At 45.8% G+C, this 22,878-nt stretch carries 24 protein-coding genes and 1 pseudogene; 5 read left to right on the forward strand and 20 right to left on the reverse strand.

The genetic code is table 11. From position 1 onward, the window contains the following. The first annotated feature begins 68 nt into the window (after positions 1-68). Together GSF01_RS06915 and GSF01_RS06920 are read left to right on the forward strand one after the other, a co-directional pair. Positions 69-752: a response regulator transcription factor gene (locus tag GSF01_RS06915; RefSeq protein WP_159882309.1), complete on the forward strand. Its 684-nt coding sequence runs from the start codon at positions 69-71 to the stop codon at positions 750-752. After that, complete coding sequence (locus GSF01_RS06920) at positions 749-1,771, forward strand: sensor histidine kinase (protein WP_159882310.1); 1,023 nt, start codon at positions 749-751, stop codon at positions 1,769-1,771. Before GSF01_RS06915 ends, GSF01_RS06920 begins: the two co-directional genes overlap by 4 nt. Before the next feature lie 168 nt (positions 1,772-1,939). On the opposite strand, the gene GSF01_RS06925 is transcribed toward GSF01_RS06920, so the two are convergent. After that, positions 1,940-3,142, reverse strand: a complete 1,203-nt coding sequence (locus tag GSF01_RS06925; protein WP_159882311.1) for a macrolide family glycosyltransferase — start codon at positions 3,140-3,142, stop codon at positions 1,940-1,942. 1,674 nt (positions 3,143-4,816) lie between these two features. Between GSF01_RS06925 and GSF01_RS06930 the strand changes: the two genes are divergently transcribed. Beyond that, positions 4,817-5,125 (forward strand): hypothetical protein, encoded by a 309-nt coding sequence (locus GSF01_RS06930; RefSeq protein WP_159882312.1) that lies wholly within the window; start codon positions 4,817-4,819, stop codon positions 5,123-5,125. A 915-nt stretch (positions 5,126-6,040) separates the two neighbouring features. Here the strand turns inward: GSF01_RS06930 and GSF01_RS06935 are convergent. From GSF01_RS06935 to GSF01_RS06975, 9 genes are all read right to left on the reverse strand, one after another. Further along, positions 6,041-6,841 (reverse strand): arsenite methyltransferase, encoded by an 801-nt coding sequence (locus tag GSF01_RS06935; protein WP_159882313.1) that lies wholly within the window; start codon positions 6,839-6,841, stop codon positions 6,041-6,043. A gap of 247 nt (positions 6,842-7,088) precedes the next feature. After that, positions 7,089-8,144: a flavin-containing monooxygenase gene (locus tag GSF01_RS06940; RefSeq protein ID WP_159882314.1), complete on the reverse strand. Its 1,056-nt coding sequence runs from the start codon at positions 8,142-8,144 to the stop codon at positions 7,089-7,091. Positions 8,145-8,195: 51 nt separating this feature from the next. Continuing rightward, the gene (locus GSF01_RS06945) at positions 8,196-8,645 is read right to left on the reverse strand and encodes a MarR family winged helix-turn-helix transcriptional regulator (protein WP_159882315.1); all 450 of its coding nucleotides are present in this window, start codon (positions 8,643-8,645) and stop codon (positions 8,196-8,198) included. Between the two features lie 100 nt (positions 8,646-8,745). Further along, complete coding sequence (locus tag GSF01_RS06950) at positions 8,746-9,189, reverse strand: protein-tyrosine phosphatase family protein (RefSeq protein WP_159882316.1); 444 nt, start codon at positions 9,187-9,189, stop codon at positions 8,746-8,748. Positions 9,190-9,192: 3 nt separating this feature from the next. After that, the gene (locus tag GSF01_RS06955; protein WP_407945749.1) at positions 9,193-9,660 is read right to left on the reverse strand and encodes an ArsI/CadI family heavy metal resistance metalloenzyme; all 468 of its coding nucleotides are present in this window, start codon (positions 9,658-9,660) and stop codon (positions 9,193-9,195) included. 12 nt (positions 9,661-9,672) lie between these two features. Then, complete coding sequence (gene arsC / locus GSF01_RS06960; protein ID WP_159882318.1) at positions 9,673-10,098, reverse strand: arsenate reductase (thioredoxin); 426 nt, start codon at positions 10,096-10,098, stop codon at positions 9,673-9,675. 29 nt (positions 10,099-10,127) lie between these two features. Then, complete coding sequence (locus GSF01_RS06965; protein WP_159882319.1) at positions 10,128-11,540, reverse strand: arsenic transporter; 1,413 nt, start codon at positions 11,538-11,540, stop codon at positions 10,128-10,130. Between the two features lie 15 nt (positions 11,541-11,555). Then, positions 11,556-11,879, reverse strand: coding sequence for an ArsR/SmtB family transcription factor (locus GSF01_RS06970; RefSeq protein ID WP_159882320.1), 324 nt, complete (start codon positions 11,877-11,879; stop codon positions 11,556-11,558). A gap of 14 nt (positions 11,880-11,893) precedes the next feature. Beyond that, a complete protein-coding gene (locus GSF01_RS06975) occupies positions 11,894-12,325 on the reverse strand; it encodes an arsenate reductase ArsC (RefSeq protein ID WP_159882321.1) in 432 nt (143 codons plus the stop codon). Between the two features lie 252 nt (positions 12,326-12,577). Between GSF01_RS06975 and GSF01_RS30035 the strand changes: the two genes are divergently transcribed. Continuing rightward, positions 12,578-12,709, forward strand: a complete 132-nt coding sequence (locus tag GSF01_RS30035) for an SRPBCC family protein (RefSeq protein WP_268893700.1) — start codon at positions 12,578-12,580, stop codon at positions 12,707-12,709. 79 nt (positions 12,710-12,788) lie between these two features. On the opposite strand, the gene GSF01_RS06985 is transcribed toward GSF01_RS30035, so the two are convergent. Together GSF01_RS06985 and GSF01_RS06990 are read right to left on the reverse strand one after the other, a co-directional pair. After that, entirely contained in the window at positions 12,789-13,205 is a 417-nt protein-coding gene (locus GSF01_RS06985) for a VOC family protein (protein WP_159882323.1), read from the reverse strand. Between the two features lie 164 nt (positions 13,206-13,369). Beyond that, entirely contained in the window at positions 13,370-13,945 is a 576-nt protein-coding gene (locus GSF01_RS06990) for a dihydrofolate reductase family protein (protein WP_159882324.1), read from the reverse strand. A 569-nt stretch (positions 13,946-14,514) separates the two neighbouring features. Here GSF01_RS06990 and GSF01_RS06995 point away from each other — a divergent pair. Continuing rightward, positions 14,515-15,144, forward strand: a complete 630-nt coding sequence (locus tag GSF01_RS06995) for an isochorismatase family protein (RefSeq protein WP_159882325.1) — start codon at positions 14,515-14,517, stop codon at positions 15,142-15,144. Positions 15,145-15,581: 437 nt separating this feature from the next. Here the strand turns inward: GSF01_RS06995 and GSF01_RS29575 are convergent, their stop codons facing one another. From GSF01_RS29575 to GSF01_RS07030, 8 genes and pseudogenes are all read right to left on the reverse strand, one after another. Further along, positions 15,582-16,169 carry a glycoside hydrolase family 32 protein gene (locus tag GSF01_RS29575; protein WP_235941329.1) on the reverse strand — a complete coding sequence of 196 codons (588 nt, stop codon included), beginning with the start codon at positions 16,167-16,169 and terminating at the stop codon, positions 15,582-15,584. Next, positions 16,115-17,098 carry a glycoside hydrolase family 32 protein gene (locus tag GSF01_RS29580; RefSeq protein WP_235941330.1) on the reverse strand — a complete coding sequence of 328 codons (984 nt, stop codon included), beginning with the start codon at positions 17,096-17,098 and terminating at the stop codon, positions 16,115-16,117. Before GSF01_RS29580 ends, GSF01_RS29575 begins: the two co-directional genes overlap by 55 nt. Positions 17,099-17,209: 111 nt before the next feature. Further along, entirely contained in the window at positions 17,210-18,832 is a 1,623-nt protein-coding gene (locus GSF01_RS07005; RefSeq protein ID WP_159882326.1) for a response regulator, read from the reverse strand. A gap of 52 nt (positions 18,833-18,884) precedes the next feature. Then, positions 18,885-19,166, reverse strand: a complete 282-nt coding sequence (locus GSF01_RS07010) for a GH32 C-terminal domain-containing protein (protein ID WP_235941338.1) — start codon at positions 19,164-19,166, stop codon at positions 18,885-18,887. Positions 19,167-19,287: 121 nt separating this feature from the next. Next, positions 19,288-19,608, reverse strand: a pseudogene (locus tag GSF01_RS29585) (glycoside hydrolase family 32 protein); the annotation flags it as partial. A gap of 20 nt (positions 19,609-19,628) precedes the next feature. Beyond that, positions 19,629-20,459, reverse strand: a complete 831-nt coding sequence (locus GSF01_RS07020) for a carbohydrate ABC transporter permease (protein WP_159882327.1) — start codon at positions 20,457-20,459, stop codon at positions 19,629-19,631. Positions 20,460-20,477: 18 nt separating this feature from the next. Beyond that, complete coding sequence (locus GSF01_RS07025) at positions 20,478-21,416, reverse strand: carbohydrate ABC transporter permease (RefSeq protein WP_159882328.1); 939 nt, start codon at positions 21,414-21,416, stop codon at positions 20,478-20,480. Between the two features lie 123 nt (positions 21,417-21,539). Further along, positions 21,540-22,847: an ABC transporter substrate-binding protein gene (locus tag GSF01_RS07030; protein WP_159882329.1), complete on the reverse strand. Its 1,308-nt coding sequence runs from the start codon at positions 22,845-22,847 to the stop codon at positions 21,540-21,542. Between the last annotated feature and the right edge of the window lie 31 nt (positions 22,848-22,878).

Below are 22,878 nucleotides of genomic sequence, written 5' to 3' on the forward strand. Positions count from 1 at the left end.
CTGTCCTTTCGGGGCAGCCCGCCTTATTCCATGAGGGACTAATGGACTGAGGGACTGAGGGGATTTCTATGACCAATAAGTATAACCTTTTGATTATTGAAGATGACAAGGATCTAGCGGATGCCATGAGAAAGCTGCTTGACAAGTGGGGGTATCACATAGCAATCTGCGAGGACTTTGAATATATCATGAAGTGCTTTAATGAAGTTGAACCCCATATTGTCTTACTGGATATTAATATCCCAGCGTTTGACGGCTTTTACTGGTGTAAGAAAATAAGGGAGGTATCCAAGGTGCCCATTGTTTTCGTAACATCCAGAGACAGCAATATGGATATTGTCATGGCGATGAATAGCGGGGGAGACGATTACATCCAGAAGCCTTTTGATAGCCACGTCCTTGTTGCCAAACTGCAAGCCATTATACGTCGTACTTATGAGTATCAAACGGTCGAAACAAGCCTGATTGAGTACAATCAAGTCATTCTTAATCTAAATGACACAAAATTGTATTTTGGCGAAAAAAACGTCGAGTTAACGAAGAATGAATTTAGAATACTAAAAACAATGATGGAGAATAATGGTAAAGTCGTGTCCAGAGACAGCTTAATGAAACAACTTTGGGATGACGATCTCTATGTCAATGAGAACACGCTCACGGTTAACATGAACCGTTTGAGAAAAAAACTGGAGGAGCTCGGGGTATACGATTTTATTCAAACCAAAAAAGGAATGGGTTACCTGGTCCCATGAGATTGTTTGATTATATTCGTATACAGAAACTGTGGCTGCTGAGTCTCGCCGTCATCATGATGGTCCTGAACAGTATTTTGTTTAGCAGCTTGTCACTGAACAAAGGCATTCAGGATATTGTCTATTTGAACCTCCTCATCATGACGATCCAGGCTGTTTTTTTCATTTATGGTTTCATCCGGCACAAACGAAACTATGCAAGCTTACTCCAGCATGCCAAGGGTAACCCGGCTCAACATGCCCATAATAGCGATTTCTATTTGGAGCTTTTTGCCGCATTAGTGGAGGAAAAGAAGCGAGTTTTTGCCCAAAAAGAAGAGGATTATAAGAAAAACATGAATGAGACTCAGGAGTATATGACGCAGTGGGTGCACGACATCAAGGTCAATCTTGCGGTATGCGACCTGCTCTTGGAGGAGCTTGAGAACAATTATGAGCTTCGAAATCAGATGGAACAAATGAAGTACAGAATTCATCAAGTCCTTCAGATCACCCGTGCCAACCATTATGATCAAGATATGGCCGCGACAGAAGTAGATGTATGTCTTGAGATTAGGAGGGCCATTAAACATAATGCGTTGTTCTTCATCCATAAAAATATTGAAATCCAAACCAATCTACACCCTTTTACCGTCATTAGCGACCAAAAATGGGTTTTCGATATACTTTGTCAAATCCTAAACAATTGCAGTAAATATACGCCTCATGGCGGTCAGCTTTTGATATCCGCTCAAGAAGAAGAGACAGCTTATTACGTACGCATTCGGGATAACGGAGTAGGCATTCCAAAAGGGGATATCCCACGAATTTTTGATAAAGGCTTCACCGGTAAGAACGGAAGGTCGGGAACCAAATCTACGGGGATGGGGCTTTATTATGCGAAAAAAATGGCCGACCGCTTGTGCATAAGCATTGAGGTTGAAAGCAAAGAGGGGGCGTACACGGAATTTACCCTGATTTTTTATAAGCTTTCCGATTATTTTACGATTTCCTCCTCAAGAAACAATATGAAGCTGTAGGAATAAATATCGATGATCTAGATATGAATAGTTTCCCCCATGTACCTTCAAATTAACGCGATGTCGTGTTAAATAAAATGAACATAAAGAAGGCTGTCGATACTTTCTCGACAGTCTGACCATCCATAATAGGAATACCTCTCTCATTTAGGTTTCATGTTAGAAATGTTAGATATGGTTTTGTCTTTTAAATTCGAAAATCTCATCAACAGCTTGATGAGACCCGCCAGATTTTCGAAAGGATTCCTTCATCGTTGCAGCAACTTCCTTGAAGGATGAATGACTTAACACATGATCTACGGCTTCTCGCAGCTGATTTGCAGTCAAGCCTTGCATCTGCAATTGAATGCCAGCTCCGATTTTGGCGACTTGCCCCGCAATGATCGGCTGATCTGCGCTTTGTGGAATTACAATTAGCGGAACACCGCAATACAAGCCTTCAGTGGTACTGTTCATACCTCCATGTGTAATAAAAAGTTTCGTGTATTGCAGAACATCCGTTTGTGGAACGTAATTTTTTACAATGAAATTAGCGGGAATTTCCCCTAAGTCAGAAATAGAGGTGCTATTGCCAATAGATAGGACAATCGTATGATCCGTGTTTCCCAATGCTTCAAAACATAGCTTATAAAAATCTAATGCTTGGTTAAAGACTGTACCTAACGAAATATAAATGGGGTTCTTTTCTTTGATCAAGGTCATGTCGAAGTCCTCATTCGTTACGCATGCTGAGATAGACGGGCCTACAAACTTAAAAGATTGATCGAATGTTTCTACATTTGGTTGAAACTCCTTTGTTGTATAAACGATTGTAATCGGTGCAGGATTAAAGAATACTTCGTAAGGCGAATGAATCTCCACATGATAACTGTCTTTCACCTTAGCTGTCAGGCTTTGATAAGTGTCGATTATCGGTTTCACGATCTCTTCTGGGACTGTCGTAGAAAAATTCTCTAACGCTTGATCAAATGATACATTGGAAAGGGCAAAAGAAGTGCAAGAATTGATTGCAGGAAGTTTAAGAATTTGAGCGAGAATACGTCCACAACCTAACATGGAATCATGGATGATATAATCAAAATGCTCTCCTTTGATTTGTTCAAGAACGCTTGGAATGACGATATCAGCCGTAAGTAATAGACCGTTGACTTCTTGGTATAAATAGTCTCTTCCACCTGAGAGAAAGGCTTTAATTAATGTTTGATCATCAAAGGTTCGTACTGTAGCTCCAAGCTTCTCAATTCGCTCCCGAAAAGCTTCTATGGTAAAGTACACGACCTCTTCACCGCGTGAAATTAACTCTTGCACAACGCCTATAGTTGGATTGATGTGTCCCTCTGATCCAATACAAATAAATAATACGCGCGCCATCTCCATCACTCCTTAAGGCTGATAAATTAACAATCCTACGACAATCGGGACGTGGCGTCAAAGGCGCATGCCAAGCAGCCTCGCTGTCTTCAAGAACAAACTCCGTAGTGGCGATTTTAATGTCCTCTTCGGCGATCATATCAAATACACTTTTCACGGCTGAAAGCATTTCAGACTTAGAAACACTCTTATTGTCTGGATGAAGTTCCAATGATGATTATAGTTACTTGTCGGAGCGAATAAAAGTTGCAAACTCTCGAAGCTGACGAGGCCATTACACTTGATATGACTATGGACGATGGACAAGAATTGTTTGAAAACGCCATAAATTCTGTCGTAACGGGAGGTGCGGATGTTGGTTTGGATTACCTTTGAGGGGATAGTGCCATTTCCATCATGTCAGCTATTGCTAAGATAAATTCAGAATTCACAACACTTTTTATGAGACTGCTGGTTGCCCCAGTTCCTCCATTAATCAGAACATTTTGGCCAGGTTTAAAGCGAACTCGAAATACCAATGCAGCCCATGATGACATAGCTGTGTTGGCGAAAGCGGCAGCAGTAATATCATCAATTCCATCTGGAAACGGACAATCTGCTTTTCGCTGACGACTGTTTGCTCAGCCAAGCTACCATAAGAAGCAGGAGGTAGCGCAAAGTATACGCGAGATCCATCTTCCAAAGTACCGACACCGTCAATACGCGATAATTGGAAAGTTCATTTCTGATAACTAATGCATACCCATTGAACCGAACTTGCTGACTCGACTTAAGGCTACTTGAGAAACGTTAATAAAAAATAGTCCGCTTGTTGGGACGGGGGAATCAAAATGACTATATTCGGGAATTGCCCCTGTTTGTCTTACGATAGCTGCTTTCATAGATAACATCCTTCCCTCTTGTATTATGTGCATATTGCACATAAATTACAATAACATAATTATGTGTAATATGCACGCATTTTATTTTGTAGTAAGGGGTACTCCCAGCGAAGCTGTCATGAAGTGCCAAGTATCATAATAGAGGTAGAGCTAGCAGAACGCGGCCGAGCTAAATCAGAAGCAAAAGATGAAACTGCTAAAAATAGGATTAAACCGTTATTGACTGATCGTACGAACGTCATGTTCATCTGCTCGGACGTTGGACCCAAAGCGAAAGCCTGCAGTTGCCGCTGGGTTCCCCGGTGGGATTTACATCTTAGTCGAGGGTATTGACAGGCAAGTCCAATGTGACCGGAGTATACTACTCCGAGAATGGAAGGCCCATGCTTGCCTCCGAACAAGTAAGTGCCCTCGACTTCAGCCATCGAGTCGCGGCCGAGACCCGTAAACTACTCGCATCATGTTATCCGATGTTGATAGTAGGTTTACCTATTCGAATCCTCATGGAAGAAAAATACCGATAGGGGAAATCGAAAGATTATAATTGCATCAACTTTGCGGATGGTGTCAGCTTGGCTGGTACTACCCCTAATGAGAAAGGGAGCCCTGCACATGTTTAGAGAGCAAACTGCTATTAAGTTTACATAATATAAATTATGTAATTTTGAACGGTGTATTTTATTTTGCACAGTTAACTACTAATGGAATTAATTAATTTACTTTGGATGTAAACTCCCAAGCTTTTGGGTTTATTTTGAGTGGATTAGTGCCTGAAAGTTGGGGGACAGAAAGGTTGATAATTAAAGACCTTACAATTGATCTTGTGCCTATTGTTCAAGATTTATTTGAATCAAGCCAGTTTATTGGACAATGGGACGGAAATTTTGAGCGAGAGCCTGATTACATTATGAAGCGCTTGGTTGAAGGTGATTTGCCTCCTAACGGCTTTAAGGACAATAATAAAATTCAAACAATTCAGCACTCCGAAAGCCGGAATGTTATTGGATTTTTGTCCTTTTATCATGGCTTTCCAGACGAAGATACCGTTTATGTTGTGTTCATGTTCATTGAGAATTCTTATCAAAAAAAGGGGAATGCTTAGGAAGTAATAAAGGGTTTGACTAATGAATTGAAACATTTAAATCATAAAACCATGAGGCAGTGTATTCCCAAGATACTTATGCAAACTTGGAGTTAGAGATAGTAATAAAGTAGGTGATCGATAAATTATCGTGGGACGATTTACGTTATATGGTACAAAATCTATTGAAAGCGGGTTATGAATTAATCACAGCATTATAAAACTCAACAAACGAGAATAATCTGGTTTTTACACGATGAGTAGATCAGGGCCGAAAGAGTTCAATAAGCTGGTAAGCACGGGACAATACATATCCAGAAACCCGGATACGGGAATCTCACTACATACTTTTTCACAAAACCCGTATTTTGTACATATGTACATAAATCTGAATAAACCCTTATACACTGATGATGTGCAGCGACAAGAACATGCCCCTATTAGCGACAAGAACATGCCCTTATCCTCGAGTCAAAAAAGCAGCAGTGTAAGAGTATTAACACTTTCGATTTGAACTTTTCTAAATACTATATTAATTCATATATCCCCATTTTCTATATTGGCTTGCTTTATAATAGTGTAATGGCGAGGTTAATTGATAGTCAGTATTGTGAATACTGAAGCGTGATACAGCATCAGTAATTGCCCTTTCTTTAAATGCGATATGAATGCATTTTCCTGCAAATTAGGGAAATTTCCATGTATTTTTCCAGAAAGTCAATCCCTATTTGCCCTGTACATGAACATTTCTAAAAAATAAATGCCTAATTTCTGCTTTAGCCATAACTTACTTTCAAAACATCGTTCTAACACCAATAGACGTGCTGCTTAAAGTTAAAGTCGAAGACGCTGCCGGTTAAATGGGCAGCATCTTATTAATAGTCCGCAATATCATGTTCGGATCAGCACGGCTGTAACAGCTAGGTCCTTCATGATTCAAGGCTTTATAGCACGTATGGCTGCGGACACCAGGTATTGTTCTACATTTGCGCCAGGAATCCAATCCTTGATGAACGTCCTGGATTCGTCTTTTGGCTCGATCTCAATTTGGGTAAACCCGCATTGCGCAAGCATGGCTTCCAGTTCGCCGATGGAGGAAGCTCCTGAAATGCACCCTGAATAGATACGGTCGATATCCTGTTTGATTTCATCCGGAAAATCGGCCGTTGCCACGACATCCGATATAGCCAGTCTGCCGCCGTCACGCAGCACACGGAACGCTTCGTCAAAAACCTGCTGCTTCGATGGGGACAGATTAATGACACAATTTGAAATAATCACGTCAACCGAGTGGTCCTGAACCGGTAGATGCTCGATCTCGCCCAGCCGAAATTCCGTATTGGTAAATCCGCTTTTGCTGGCATTTTCGCGGGCGCGGCTGACCATTTCCGGTGTCATATCTACACCAATGACGCGGCCGGAAGCGCCCACCTGACGGGAGGCAAGAAAGCAATCAAACCCGCCTCCGCTGCCCAAGTCCAGCACGACTTCCCCCGGTTGCAAAGCGGCAATGGCTTGCGGATTGCCACAACCGAGGCCCAGGTTCGCCCCATCCGGAACGGCCGTTAATTCTTCTGACGAGTAGCCCATTTTAGCGGAAACATCCGCGGCCGACTCACAGCAAGCATTGGCTGGCTCTGGCGCACAACAGGACCCCGCCCCTACATCCTGTAAGGCGATCTCCTTATATCGATTCCGAACGTTTTGTCGAATTTGATCATTACTCACTTGATTCATGAAAGATCACTCCTTAATTTTTTATACAATCAACAGCAGCTCGTAACGCAGCAAGCCGTTGGTTTTGCACGTATGATTGGCCGTCGGTTAAAGAATCGGACGGATTGCTTTTGTATAGCGTTTGGCCTTTTCCAAGCTTCTCTAGCAGATCGTTCGGTTTCCCTTTGGCGCTGTTTCATGAGCATTTCAGCAGCAAACCAATTGAGATTCAAGTCGGTCCCATCTTTTATCAAAAAATGAAAAGCATTCAGCGTTTAAGATGATGCAAAAGCTTTTTAACAACAAACTGCGCGTCCGGCCCCACCCCCCTTAAGGTAGCAGAAGCAAAGGAACTCTGCCCTTCCAGCCCCACATAATAAAGCCCCGGAACCTCGCTTATACCTGCTTGATGTAACGGCCTTCCTTCCGCATCCAGTGCGCCAATGGCTTGAAGGTAGGTAAGATGAGGCCGGTATCCTGTCGCAAAGATCACCGTATTCACCGGTTCTTTCGTCCCGTTCGGCCAAATGACGCCATCCTCATAAAAGGACGTAAACATTGGTTGTTGATCCGGTTTTCCTGCCGCTATTTTCTCTTTGTACCCGCCCGAATCGTTCACCGCACTTGTACTCGGTGCGGTTTTCCCGAATCGCCAAAATGGAAAGGTGTCAAATCCAATCAATCTCACCCAAAAATGCACATCCTGGCCCCAAATCTTCTGTTTCACGAACTGAACCGGCTGGAGTACCGCTAGAGACGTCCGGCTCACCTTGGCCAGCTCAACTCCGATCTGTACGGCAGAATTCCCGCGCCCCACCACCACCACGCGTTGATGGATAAATGGCTCTGGGTTTCGGTATTCAGAGGAATGAAGGATGCGTCCTTGAAAAGCCTCTTGCCCCGGCAAAACTGGCGTATAGGGATTGTGAAACGAGCCGGTCGCATTAATGAGGGTACGTGCCCGAAACGTATCCCCTGCCATCGTGCAGACCGTAAACCCGTCTCCATCCTTTTCGACCGATACTACGCGCTGATTGGTTCGAACCGGTAGTTGAAACTTTGCCCGGTAATCATTTAAATAACGAACGACTTCATCACGCTTGGGGTAACCATTCGGATCGCCGGGGAACTTCATGCCTGGCATCGACGAAAAGCGTGCCGGAGAGAACAGTTTGAGACTATCGTAATAACGCGGCCACGAACCGCCTGCCTCGTCGCTCGCGTCCAAAATAAGAAATCGAAGTCCTTTCTTCTGTAGATGATAACCGGAAGCAAGACCCGCCTGTCCTCCTCCAATGACAATCGTATCCAATACCTCATTCATACCAACATCCTCCGATTTATTTGCAATTTGCAAGTATCAAAGAAAAGAAAATCACCCGATGGGGGTGGAACAGCATAGGCTAGATTTCGACATCGCTTCATTCAAAAGCTTAATGGAGCGAATGACCGTTTCTTTTTCAAAATCGTTCATATGAGAGAACACTTCAGCTAAATAAGCGTTCATTTGCTGGTCAATCGTCGTAGCCACGTATTTCCCTTCTGTCGTGAGCGAAAGCACATACACCCTACGGTCACCTGGATCGGGCGATTTTTTGACCAAATTCATTTTAATTAACGATTGGATTTGTCGGCTAAAGGTCGTAATATCGGTCCCTAACGCCTCGGCTACCTGCTGAATAGACGGTTGATGCTGACGATCGATCTCGTAAAGAATATGGCTTTGCACTAAAGATATATCGCAACCACCGGCCGAGCAGCAATTTTTATTAAGAAACCCAAAACGGCGAGTCATGATTTGAAATAGTTCGCGAGCATTTTCCACAGTGGTTCACCTCATGTTTTAGTTATACAATATTTATTTGCAAATTGCAATTATTTAATTGCAATAAGAAAAACCACTCGCTGAGTGGTCTCCTGCTCGATTATTTGCCGGGATATAGTTTGTGCAACGATTCTTTCTGGGAGGGTTTAATATCAATGATGTTGCGAATGCTTTTCGCCTTTGCCTCAGCTTCGTCAAGCGTATCGCTTAATCCCAAAGCAAGTAAGGTGCCCGCGGCTACCGTACCGGTCCGTCCCTTTCCTCCACCACAATGAAAAGCAACTTTCTTGTTTTGGTGATAAGCTTCGGTGACGGTCTGGATCGCTTGCTCAAACGCTTTTTCTTGTGGCATAGTGGCATTATCCGCTAACGGAATTTGAATCCATTTCGCATTCGCCGCTGGATAGGCGCAATCCGTCGCTTCGCCGCGCAAATCAACAATCACGTCGATACCTTCGTTTTTAACCATCGATTCCACATCAGTTGCCGCGCCCATGAAAATTTTATCCGGTATCAAAGCATGGTAGGTTTTTTCAGACGCCATAGACTATACCCCTTTTTTGAACGATCCAAACTCAATCGAAACCTGGGCCGCTGGCGGAGCGCAGCACAAGGACAAATCCCTGGCTTCTCCGGCGGATTCGAATTCGGAATCTTCTTTTGTGTAGAAAATCTCCCAAGCGTTGCCGTCTGGATCATACACCCAAACTTTATCCTGCACCGCATAGCAACATGTGGTATCCATCTCGTCAATCAGCAGCAGTCCGCTTTGACGAAGCCTCTCCCCCATGGCCAGCACTTCTTCCGTATTATTCACTTGGAATCCCAAGTGGTTCAGTACACCCTTTTGTTCGAAGGGGCGTACATTGAGCGAAAAATGCAGCGCCGGTTCTTCTAACTCGAATTTGGCGTAGTTATCTTTAATTTTAATCGGTTCGGCCCCAAAAAAAGCGCGATAGAACTCCAGAGACTTGTTCAGCTCTGTACAGTTTAAAGCAACATGCATTCGTTTGATCATCGTCGCACCTTATTTCCCTTCTTTGAGGAATTGTTCAATCCGGCTCTTAATCGAATCCCGAACATTGCGGAACTGGTTCATGATCTCTTCTTCCGTTCCGGTTGCTTTTGCCGGATCATCAAAACCCCAATGCCATTTTGTTACGTTCTTGCTCGAGATTACAGGGCAATGCTCGTCGGCGTGGCCGCACAGGGTGATGACATAATCGGCGCGATTCAAAAGCTTCGGATCGATCACATCCGAGGTGTTTTTGCTAATATCCACACCGGCTTCTTGCATGACTTGCACCGCGCGCGGATTCAGTCCATGTGCTTCAAGACCTGCGCTTTTGACTTCATATTTGTCGCTACCTAGCGCGTTTAAAAACCCGTCCGCGATTTGGCTTCTGCAAGAATTTCCGGTGCACAAAAAATAAATGAACGGTTTTTTCTCCATGGTGAATAATCTCCTTTGATTTCAGTTCGTTAATCGTCTTGATGAACCCTTTTCGCTTGTTTACTTCCCATAAAAGACTTCATGATCATTACAACCACCACTAGGACGACCACAATCACCGCAATACATAGCCATGCATTCACCTGTAGCGTCTGGAGAACATAAAGCCATACATAAAGACCGGTGAGCGTAATAAGCAACGTGGGGATAGTTAACAGGATGCCGACTTTAAAATAATAGCCCCATCCTATTTTCACATTTTTCGTGGATAGGACATGCAGCCAAAGCAGCGTGGCCAGAGAGCCGATTGGCGTAATTTTCGGCCCTAAGTCCGAACCGATCACATTCGCATAGATCAGCGCCTCACGAATGAACCCATCGGTTTGCGTGCCTTGGATGGCCAGCGCATCGATCATGACCGTGGGCATGTTGTTCATAATGGACGACAGGATGGCTGCAATAAAGCCCATACCTACGGTAGCCACAAATAACCCTTGGTCTGCGATCGCTTGAATGACGTTGCCCAGTGCATCCGTAAGTCCGGCATTGCGCAAGCCATAAACGACCACATACATGCCGATAGAGAAGATCACGACAGCCCAGGGAGCGCCTTTAACGAGTTTCCAGGTATGAATCGAAGGGCTTTTTCTCGCCGCGAACAAAAAAGCAATCGCAGCAATCCCAGCAATAATGGATACAGGAAGCGAGAAAAATTCGCTAATAAAATACGCAACGAGCAGCGCGGCTAAAATGACCCAAGATAATTTGAACAGCCGCATATCCTTGATAGCTTCCTTCGGCTCTTTCAGCTGCGTCAGATTGTAAGTGTTCGGGATACTTTTTCGGAAATACAGATACAGCACAATGAGGCTCGCAATGACGGAAAAGAAATTCGGAACAATCATGCGGCTCGCGTATTCCGCAAAACCGATATTGAAGTAATCCGCAGACACGATGTTAACCAAGTTACTGACGACAAGCGGCAAGGAAGCCGTATCCGCAATGAAACCGCTAGCCATAATAAACGGCAAGATCATCTTTTCATCAAACTTAAGTGTGCGGACCATGGCGAGCACAATCGGTGTAATTATCAGGGCCCCGCCGTCGTTGGCAAATAGTGCGGCAACCGCCGATCCAAGCAGGATAATAAAGAAAAACATGAGTAGACCGTTCCCGCGTGCCAACCGCGCCATATGTAAGGCAGCCCACTCAAAAAATCCGATTTCATCCAGCACCAGTGAGATTAAAATAATGGCCACAAACGCCAAGGTGGCGTTCCAGACGATGCCGGTTACAGTGCCGACGTCCGCGAAGCTGACCACGCCAAATAGTAAAGCAAGGATCGCTCCGGCACTTGCCGACCACCCGATATTTAGCCCTTTGGGCTGCCAGATGACAAACAGCAACGTTACCAAGAAAATGAAAATCGCTACATAAACCATATGCTTCCTCCTGAACTACGTACAGCAATCATTGGCTTCACAAACGGCAGGCACGATCAGCGCCGCTTGCGAAGGAATTTCCTTTAGAATATCCAAAATATAAGGCTTGTCTTCTAGGCAGAGCGAATAATACACCCATTGCCCCCTGCGCGATTCTTTGACCAAGCCCCCGTCCCGAAGCTTGCGCATGTGTTGACTGATATTGGGCTGGCTTGTTTTCAAAATATCCACGATCTCGCACACGCACAGTTCCTTCACCTGCAACAAGGCTACGATGGTGAGCCTGTTCCGGTCCCCCAATAGCTTCAAGGCATCCGCTACTTCTTCTAGTTTGCTCAACTGCTTCACTCCTTTTAAGCGACGGGAATGTCCATCCCTTTTAGCAACCCGATCACTTTTTCCCGAATCTCGTCACGCGCTCTCTTAACGTCTTCCAGGGTGCCGCCGTCTACGGCCAACGGGTCAGGGATGTTCCACTCCACGTTCATGATCTTGAATGGTACGATGGGACAGCGCTCCACAACTTGTTCGCACAGCTTGACGATCGCATTCGACGATAAAAAAACCTTCATATCAATTTTTTTGCAGACATGCTGGGAAAGATCGATGCCTATCTCGCGCATGGCTTCAATCGTGTAAGGATGTACTTCGTCGGATGGATTTAATCCAGCACTCTCCACCACCACATGATCCCCGCCATAAAACTTGGCAAAAGCTTCGGCCATCTGACTTCGACACCGATTTTGCCCGCAAAGGAAATAAATCCGATTGACATCCCGTTTCATTCTCCCACACTCCCCTACCCGCTGTAAATAGTAATATAATTATTTGCTTATTTATAGTTTGATCTAACATGCCGAATGTTAACGCAGTATTAAACGGTGAAAAAGAAAAAAGCAGCCGCTGGTGAAGGAGCTGCGATCATTGTTTTCGATTAATTATAACTGGCTGTTGCGGCTCAACCTTAAAATCAGTGCTTGACGGCTAAGTCCCCATGCGATGCCGATTGCACTCCAGTAGGATACCGATACATTACTTTGGTCGATCAAGGGAATGAGACGAAGGTCATTGAAACGTTCGACGCGGAAATCTCCAACCCCGTCGAGCTCCAGCAAGAAGGCTGGCAAGCGATTATGGACAATTTCAAAGCCTATACCGAACAAAACTAATCATCGCGAAGAAGACGCCGGGGAAGGTGCCCGGCGTCTTCCCTTGTTAATCCAAGTATGAGTGCGCTCTCCGTTAGCCTTAACCTTGTGCCGCATCCATGTTCATATAGTTAATGGCCCACAGATGGCCGTCCAAGTCCACGAAGCCCCAATGATACATGAACCCATGATCTTCAGGTTCAGCGTGCAATTTCCCGCCCAAGGAGACCGCGGTATTCACGATTTCATCGACCTTTTCCCGGCTCTCGAAGGCCAATGCGATCGTCATCTGCGCATACTTGCTCGTATCGACGGATTCCTTCTCCGTGAGCGTATTAAAGAATGCTTGATTGATCAGCATGACCTGCAGGTTGTCGCCGATCACGATGGCAACCGAATTCTCGTTCTCGGGGAATTGCGGATTGAGCTCGAATCCGAGTCCGGTAAAGAACGTTTTCGATTGTTCTACGTTTTTTACAGGCAGATTGAAGCTCGTGAATGTGGACATCAATGCCATTTTTATACACCTCATCGTCAAATTGGTTTGTTGTCAATGATTGCTTACTAACGTAATTCGTTAGTTTAAAAATGGAAGCCGCTCATAACTTCCGGCTTGCGTAATTTCACTTGATTAAAGTAAGCCCGAAAACGTATCTCCTGAATTTCACTCTAGTGTCACGGTCAGACGATCACGCGGTAGTGAAGATGAACAACGCCGCTTCGGAAGCGGTGCTCACCGAGCAACTCGAGCCGCATGCGGAGGTTGTCCGGCAATGCTCGCTTACCTCCACCCAATACGATCGGATTAAGAAGCAGATGACACTCGTCGACCAGTCCCGCGCTCATCGCCTGCCCAGCAAGCTCGGGGCCGCCAATCGTAATGTCGGCTCCTGAAGACTCCTTCAGCCTCCGGATCGCATCAGGATCGAATTCGCTCTCGTTCCTAGTCCTGGCGCTTGAAACCGACCGAAGTGTCCGGGAATACACGATCTTCTCAGCAGCTCGCCAAATCTGCGCGAAGTCCCGCATTACCTCCGGTTGATCGCCGCTGGACGGGTTCATTTTGATGTTCGCCGTCTCCCAGTACACCATCGACTCGTACATTCGACGCCCGTACAGGTAGGTGCCAATCGGCCGCTGGAAGTCAGTCCAGAACGCAAACACCTCGTCATCGGAGATCCCCCAATCGATATTGCCGCGCTCGTCCTCAATGTAACCGTCCAAAGATACATTAGCAGCGTAGATCAGTTTAGCCATTTCGATAACGCCCTCCAATCTCTGTTCATAAACTATATTTTAAGACATTTCAGTTCGGATTGTTTCTTACAAATTGCTAATCTAATATGCTCGTTAGCTTAACCAACGGGCGTCAGTCTACAACTTTAGTTTCTCAGTCTAATGTAGTGTAGTTCTTATGATCAAAAGTACAACTGCTAGCATGCCGTTTAGAGCTATACGATTTCCAATTTTTCGAATAAACGTTCTAATTTAGGCATACATAAGAACATGTAGAGTCTCCCTAAAATCGCCGAATTTAACAATGCATGCTGGTGTGACAGCATGCATTGTTGTTAAACTAACGTTTCCCGTTAGCGGAATCTGTTTTAGAGAACCTCGCCCCGTAGTAGGCTGAAACTGTAAAATTCTTGATATTCGATATAGTCGGCGAGATTCTCCAGACTAGACCTCACCATCAATATCAGCTAGTCCATATATAACTAGATCGCTTAGGACAGAGGAAGTACTTCAACCACGCTTGTTATGAATAAAATCGTGATAGCTTCAATAAGTATATTTAAGTATAACCTGCGAGGGAGGAATGTATTTTGCAGTTTAAACCACATCCCTTTAATACCGCCATTGTTATCACAGACCCACAAAATGATTTCTTGAGTCCTGGGGGAAAAGGCTATCATCTGACAAAAGATACTATTGAGCAAAACAACACTGTACATAACCTTGAACTATTAATGAGCACTGCACTCAATAAAGGGTATCAGCTTTTCATATCGCCCCATTATTTATACCCTCATGATTTTGGCTGGCAATTTACTGGAAATGAACAAAAAATGTTATTAGGTCTTAGAATGTATCAAGTGGCAAATGCGTACACACCACCGTCTGTAGGAGCTGATTTTGTTCAATCTTTCAAACCTTATATTTTTGATAGGAGAACAATCGTTTCAACTCCACACAAGGTTGCTAGTCCACAAACAAATGACTTGGTATACCAGTTACGACTACAAAGAAAAGAAAAGACAATTATTGCAGGAGTACTTTCCAATATTTGTGTAGAGTCCCATATGAGACATTTAATCGAAAATGGGTTTGAAACTGCTATTGTATACGATGCCACAGCAGCGACTAGTGAAAGGGATTTCCAAGCAGCCATTACCAATTACAAAGCATTCGCCAGTGCTACATGGACAACACAGGAAGCAATTTCACATTTATAAGGGATATTAAATGAAGGTGCAGTTACGTGTTATGAATGACAAAAATAAGTAAATAAATTATATAGATATTTTCTTCAACAAATAAAAAATTAAATTTCCATTTTTCAATCGAAGCTTCTACGATAAAGCATGTAGTTCTTTTTCTGGACTTTAAAGGACTAAGAAAATACTTTATTTTCTTCTGACACTGGCACCGGGCGAAACGAAATAGACGCCGTGGCAACAGCTAGAAATTGATTTCCTCGTATTCCTTCACTCGCCGGTAAAACGTAGGCTTTTTCATACCGATCCGACGCATAGCCTCCATTGCGGTAATCTGGCCAGCTTTCCATTCCTGGTACGCTTCCACAAATTTTCTTTATAATTATCAAGATAACCATCTTCAAATCAAAATAACGAATGCGATGGTATGAGAAAAGGGGGCTAGCCGCCCCCTTTCAGTCGATTGTAGTTGTAACGTCCAGCTCCCATACATCGAGTGATTCGATGATGGCCTCGCCGCCTCTCGCGAATAAGCGGATTCCAAGGCTGGAAGACTCCGGGTATATCCGATTCGTGATCGTCTTCATCCCGCCGTTGGCAAACAACTCCACTGACGAACGATCGAGGAAGAGGTGAAAAACAATGCGCCCGTCAGGCAGCGACGCCAACTCGACTTCACTGCATCCTGGTTCACCTGCTCCTGAACGGCTTCGATCCATCCGCAGCTTACCTTCCGATGATGCATATGCCACCTCAGTATACTCCTGACCGTCGTCCGAGCAACGTAGCTGCATGCCAAATTCTGTGCCCTCGACGGATCTTGAAATGCTGAATATCGCCTTGATCTCCAGCGAATCGCCTTTCACATTGGCAAGAGGCGCAACCGTATCTGCGTCAACCGTCAGATTACTGAATGCATGGTGAGCGCCCCGGATCGACTGTAACTCTTCAACTGGATTCATGCGCAAAGTCCCGTCCTTGGCAAATGTCAGCTCACGAGGTATGGTAAACGCCCCCATCCAGCCTCGTTCTTGTTCCGGCATCTTTGCTCCCCATTATTCATCCATCCGATCAAAATGCGTCTTCCCCGCTCATCCTGAAACGTCTGCGGCACATAAAAATCAAAGCCGTAGTCGAGCCTTTCCCGATAACGTACTTCCAGCTTGCCAGATTCGTAGTTAAACTTTCCGGATAGGTACATCGTCTTGGTGTCGTCCATATTCATTGGAGAAAAGATAAGAACGTGTTCACCATCCCCACCCAGTGGAAACAGGTCCGGACATTCCCACATATTCCCCATCGTTCCGTCGCTTTCAGCTGCGACTCCTACGTAGCTCCATTGCCGCGGATTGTGGGATATAAAGAGAAGCGCCTTACCAAGACCGTCCTTGCCGTAGCCTATGACCATATACCAAAGCCCATCATGCCTCCATACCTTCGGATCCCGGAAGCCGAAGCCGCCTTCCTCCAGTGGAGCGGCGATAACCGGATTATCCGGCAATTTCTCGAACGACAAACCGTCCGTGCTCGTCGCAATGCACTGTACCTCCTCAGGCATACACCCATCGACATGTCCCGTGTAAATGAGCGTAAGCAGACCCTGATCGTCGACAGCACTGCCCGACCAACAGCCGTAGCCCCGAGTTTCACCAAGATCGTATACCTCAGACGGAGCCAAAGCGATTGGTAGATGCTCCCACCTGATAAGGTCCTTGCTTTTGGCGTGTCCCCAATACATCGGGCCATGAAGGGGCTCATAGGGATTGTGCTGATAAAATACATGATATTCGCCCTTGAACGCAATCAAGCCATTCGGATCATTCATCCAACGTGCCCGTGGCATCATATGATATCGAAGTCTGTAGCTGTCATCCGCCGGCAGTTCCGCCGCAGTTCGATTCAACGCCTCGTCGGCTTGCTTCAACCGCTCCATATGATCGGTTTGCAATTGATTTTTAGATGGATTCTCCAACCACATTCACCTTCCTTAGGAATTAGTTTTCTTGTTCGTTCATCCGCAGTAATGTACAAACCTCTGCTTCGTCCTTCGGTCTCGTACCTTAACATCAGATTATTTAACATATCAATCATTTGAAATGTGCTGCAAATGATTGTTTCTTCGATATTCATCAGGCGTCATCCCGAACTTGTTTTTAAACACCCTGTAAAAATATTTATCATCCTTAAATCCGGTACGCGGGGCGATCTCGTACACTCTCAAATCACTTTTTTGCAGCAGTTCCAGCGCTTTCTTCATCCGGAACTCCGATAAATATTTGCTAAAAGTTGTCCCCAAATTCTGTTTGAACATGAGCGTCAAATAGTTAGGGCTAAAGAACAAACTTGCCGCTACTGTATCCAGAGACAAATCTTCCATATAATGCGCCTCCACATATTGTAGGCAAGACTCTACGACAGACTCATGCTTTCTAGAGCGGCTCTTCTGAATCATATCCATCCAATGAAGCAGCAGGTTCATAAAGCATTTTTTGCACATTTCGTAATTGTCGATTACGGAAAGTTGGCTTTCCGCTCCCATCACAATGTCCTTGTAGTCCTGCTCAGAGACAAAATCCCTGATGACTACGGCAACACCGGCTATCATCCGCTGCACGATCTTAATCCACTGACCCGGTTCAGGAAGCCCGCCCTGGAGTATCCCGGCAAACCATTCATCCACCTGATTCATCAGCTGCCCGCTCTTCCCTTTGCGAATCGATTCTTTGAACAACTCTTCCTCTTTGCCATAATTATAGAGTACAGAGCGAATAAGCCGGCTGATCTCCGAATACGGAATGACCGTCCTGTCATGCAGAAAATAACGAAAAGAAGCAGCCATCAGCGCCTCTTCGCATGATTGCTTTGCTTCTTCGATTACATAGCTGCACATCCGGCCGATCCCGATGGTGATGGAGATGCCGAATTGCTTCGAGCCTTGGAATGCGAACTCCTGCAAAACGCTTTCCAATTCCGCCATGCTGCATGCAGATAGGCTGGGAAAGGTCAGCACCGTAAGCAGCAGTCTCTTATCCTCTCGGGAGTAGAAAGATACGGACGACCCCCTTCTTGCCACTGCGGACTCCATTTGCTCAAGCAGTGCACTTTTCATATAGCTTCCGCTTTCCCATGACGCTGCCGGAATCCCGTCGCCTTCTATTTTGACCGCCACAACAATACCCTGAGCTTCAAGTGAAAATTGTCTGCGCATTTCTGCACCTTTCGCTTCAGGCACTCCTTCCGTTATCCAATCATTCAGAAGCTGTTCCCGATAAACAGATAACGTCTGATCCAGTTGCTGTTTGATTTGTTCTTTTTCAAGCTGATTCGTTTTCTCTCTTGTAATACTGTCTTCGGCTTTATCCAGAATGTGGCTGATGCTCTCTTCTTTAATCGGCTTGACCAAGTAATCGAAAGCACCCAACTGAATGGCCTTCTGCGCATATTCAAAATACCGGTAACCGCTAAGAATGATGACCTTGACCGGATGGGCGGAAGCATTCATCTGCTCAATCATCTTCAACCCATTCAGCACCGGCATCTTAATATCCGTAAACACGATATCGATCGGATTCGTGCGAATGACTTCCAAAGCCTCTTGCCCGTTCTTGGCTTCCAGCACATGACAATGAGATCTGGCTTCCCTGATCATCTTGGCCAGCCCTCTACGTTGAATGGCCTCATCATCTACAACCAATATGTACTGCATGTAAGCCACCTGCCCTTTGTGCTTATTTACTTGCCACCAGTGACAGTGAAAGTTAGACGAGCTTCACCGTTCCCTGAACCGCATACACTACTACGCCGCTCTGACCTTCTTCCGGGAATACCAGATCGGTGATGACAGCTGCGCCTTCACCGGCGAACACCTCAACAGAGCAAGTATCCACCCATACATTTAGCTTGATTCTACCATGCAGCGGCAATACCTGCGCCGCATGTCTGCCGGGGAAATTGGCATGAAAACCGGTATTTCCCGACCGGGACCGATCTACGAAGACCTCCCGTTTTGCCGGAACGTACCCACAACGGTTTCGTACGATTCCGACGCGAGGATCTTAAATCCGAATTCCAAGGCTGTTTGCAGCTCAAATTCTGCCTCCAATACATAACAAGACATGGAAACTGCGGATAGCAGATTGATTCCCGGCTCTCGCAGCTAGCTAGTTCGAGCGTTCGAGGCAGCGTCATAGCGCTGCGCCAGCCTTCTGTCGGTATCAGATTGGCGTACGCTCATCCAACCGACGTAAATACGACGTCCGTCCTGCTCGGGAATGTCCGACCAGCTGACTCCCGCGTAGTGGACGGGTCGCCATCCACCGGCAGCTCGAATAAGTCGGGACATTCCCATACGCCGATATGCGCTCCCTCCCCTTCTCCGAACTGACTGGCAAAGCTCCAATCTTTCAGGTTGGGAGAATGATAAATGCTTACCGTCTGCCCGGAGGCGAGAATCAGGATCCAGCGGCTGGTCGGTCCGTGCCAACCCGGCATCAGAACCGTGCCTATCCTTTGATTCCTGTGCTTGTGATGCCTTGCACATAGTATTTCTGCAGGAGCAGGAAAATCAGAACGATAGGTAAAGTCGTAAACGTAAGTGTTGCCATGATTTGACCGTAGAAGATCGGCGGCAGTGTAAAGAACGTTTGAATTCCGAGCTGAATGTTCCGCAGCGATTCTCCGGTCGTCACCAGGATCGGCCACATAAAATCTCCCCAGTGGGAGATAAAATCCAGAATGAATACCGTTGTAAACACAGGCCCTGACAATGGAACGACGATCTTAATGAAGGTTTTCATGGGAGAATAGCCATCAATGGCCGCAGACTCCAGAAGTTCGTTCGGGATGTCCATAAAGAACTGGCGGAACATAAAGATGCTGAAGCAGTTGGCGATAAAAGGGACGATCAGCGCAAACCAGGTGTTCACCCAGCTTAGGCTGTTGACGACGAAGTACAGCGGCATCACGATGCTTTCAAATGGAACGATCATTAGCGCGATTATCGCAGTGAGGATGATGCTTTTTCCTCTGAAATTCAGCTTCGCTAAGGCGTATCCGCACAAAGAGTTTACTCCGAGTCCACTGATACCGATAATCGAGACGTAAAATAAACTGTTGAACAAGTATTTCATCATCGGAATACGTTGGAAAGCCTTTATATAATTATCAAAGGTTATATTCGTAGGAAGTAAAGATTTGATCGAGCCTAACTCGGCAAAAATCTGATTCTCCGGTTTCAGCGATGATATGACCATCCACAGCAAAGGGATAATAAAGAGCACCGACACGATAATGTTGGACGCATAGACGAATATTGTAATCTTACGATCAGCCATGAGCTCGTCACCTTCTTGTCATCTGTCTTTGAGAAACTTCTTCATGGAAAACGAAATGATCACGACAAGCAGGAAGAAAATAACCGATACCGCGGATGCATATCCGGCATTCCTGAACTGAAAGCCCTGTTGGTAAATGAGTAGCGCCAACGTCCTCGTCGAATTCTCAGGCCCGCCATTGGTCATTACATAGGGCTGAGTGAACAGCTTCACTGCTTGAATCGTTGTGATGGTTAACACAAATACGATTACATTGTATAAGTTTGGAATGGTGATATATTTTAGCTGCTGCAGCTTATTAGCTCCGTCCATAGCCGAGGCTTCATAGAGATCCTTCGGAATACTCTGAAGTCCCGCGAGGAAAATCATCATTTGATATCCTGCTGCTTGCCATACCGACATAAAAATGATGGAATTCATCGCCTGGGACGCGCTGCGCAGGAAAGGCTGCTTCGGAATACCCAGCCAGTGCAACGCCGAGTTTATTAACCCTTCATTCGGGTTATATAAGGAGATCCACAAGATGGCGATTACCGTCATTGAGGTAATGACCGGACTGAAATAGGCGATTCGGAACACATTCCTCATCTTCAGCCTGTTATTGACTAACAAAGCAAGCATAAGTGCCACGGCTGATTGTACCGGAACGACGATAACTGTGAAGTACATCGTGTTATACAGCGATTTATAGAACAGCTTATCTTTTAACAGAAGTACATAATTATCGAAGCCGATAAATTTGATTTGATCAGGCCGAAGTAAATTGAACTTGGTAAATCCGAACACCACCGCCAGCATAAAAGGCAGCAGCAAAAAGATAATCAGTAGGATGACGGCCGGCAGAACGAATGAAATGCCCGTGACGGATTCTCTTCGCTTCTGGAACCCGATTGACGATAGCTTGGACTTCTTGGAGCCAGTCTGAGCTTGAACTTGTTGTGAACTTACGCTTTGCATAGATCCATCATCACTCCTCTCAAAGTTTTCCTGAAAACGAACGTGAAATCCGGCGGCTGCGCGGCATTCTCACTGAGTGCCGTTCTCTATGACGGCAGCCGGGATTCCATTAATAAAGGGCGTTTAATTGCTGAAATTGCGCTTATACTCTTTGTCGTACGATGCAGCTACGCTATCAAGCGATTTCTTCACATCAGCGCCCATCATAATGTCCGTCAACGCTTCGGCGAACTTCTGAGTCAGTACCGGATATGCCGGAGTAACAGGTCTTGCATGGGACACGGTCGTTACCTGATCTTTGATAATGCGCATAGGAAGCTCATTGTACTCAGGAAGACTGTCATACGCGGATTTTCGGCTAGCCGGCATGCTGATCGCTTTGGCAAGCTGCGCGGAGCTGTCTTTGTTCGTCATCCATTTCACAACCTCCGCAGCTTCTTTCGGGTGCTTGCTGTCAGCCGATACACCGATTGCCCAGCTGCCGGATGGAGCCGTCAGCTTGCCGCCGGGGCTCTTAGGGAAGTACGTGATGCCCCATTCCAGATCCGGGTAGTTCTTGAATCCCGGAATGTTCCACGGTCCGCCCAGCTTCGTAGCGGCTTTGCCTTCCTCGAATTCCGTCGGCTTCGGATCGATGTTGAACAATTTTTCGTTCGCCATCTTCTGAAGGAACTTCGCGGCTTCCACGCCCTTGTCGCTGTTCACCCAGCCCTTCGCTTCCGTGCCTTCCTTGTTCACGATGTCCGTTCCTGCGGAAAGCCACATCTGCTCGAACGCATAGGTCATCCATTCGCCCTTGTCATTGATCATATTGGTACCGAAGACGTCATCCTTGGATGTCTTCTTCATGACGTCATACCAATTGTCCCACGTCCATGCATCTTCCATCTTCGTCGGCGGCTCGATCCCGTACTGCTTCACAATCTTCTTGTTGTAGAATAAGGCAACCGAGGATTCCGCCAATCCGGCTGCGTAAAACTTATTCTGATAAGTTCCCTGCTGTACGATGGAAGGGACGAAATCATTCAAATCGTCCTTCGTGAAGTACTCATCAAGCGGAATGATAATGTTAGACGCCGCGTAGTTCGCTACGTTCGGTCCGTCCATAGACACCACGTCGGGAAGCGTATGGGATGCTACCGCTGCATTGATTTTATCCTCATAAGCGAAGGAGTTGCCTCGGGTGATCGGCTCCATGGTCAACTTGATTTTGCCTTGGTAAGCTTTATTGAATTCTTCCGTGCGTCTTACGTAAAATTCATCCTCCGGTCCGCTCGCTTGCGGTCTCCAATACGTGATTTCAATTTCTTTCTGTCCACCCTGGCTGTTGTCTCCGGAAGCAGGCGCTGTATGGGTCTGTCCGACTGTGGAGCAGCCGGCAAGCAAGGATATCACAAGCAAACCCGTTACTGTTGTTATGTTCTTTTTCAATTGAACCCCTCCAAGCACGTTTTCTTGTTTA

Origin of the sequence: Paenibacillus puerhi (genome assembly GCF_009846885.1) — a bacterium.
GTDB classification, from domain to species: Bacteria; Bacillota; Bacilli; order Paenibacillales; family NBRC-103111; genus Paenibacillus_G; species Paenibacillus_G puerhi.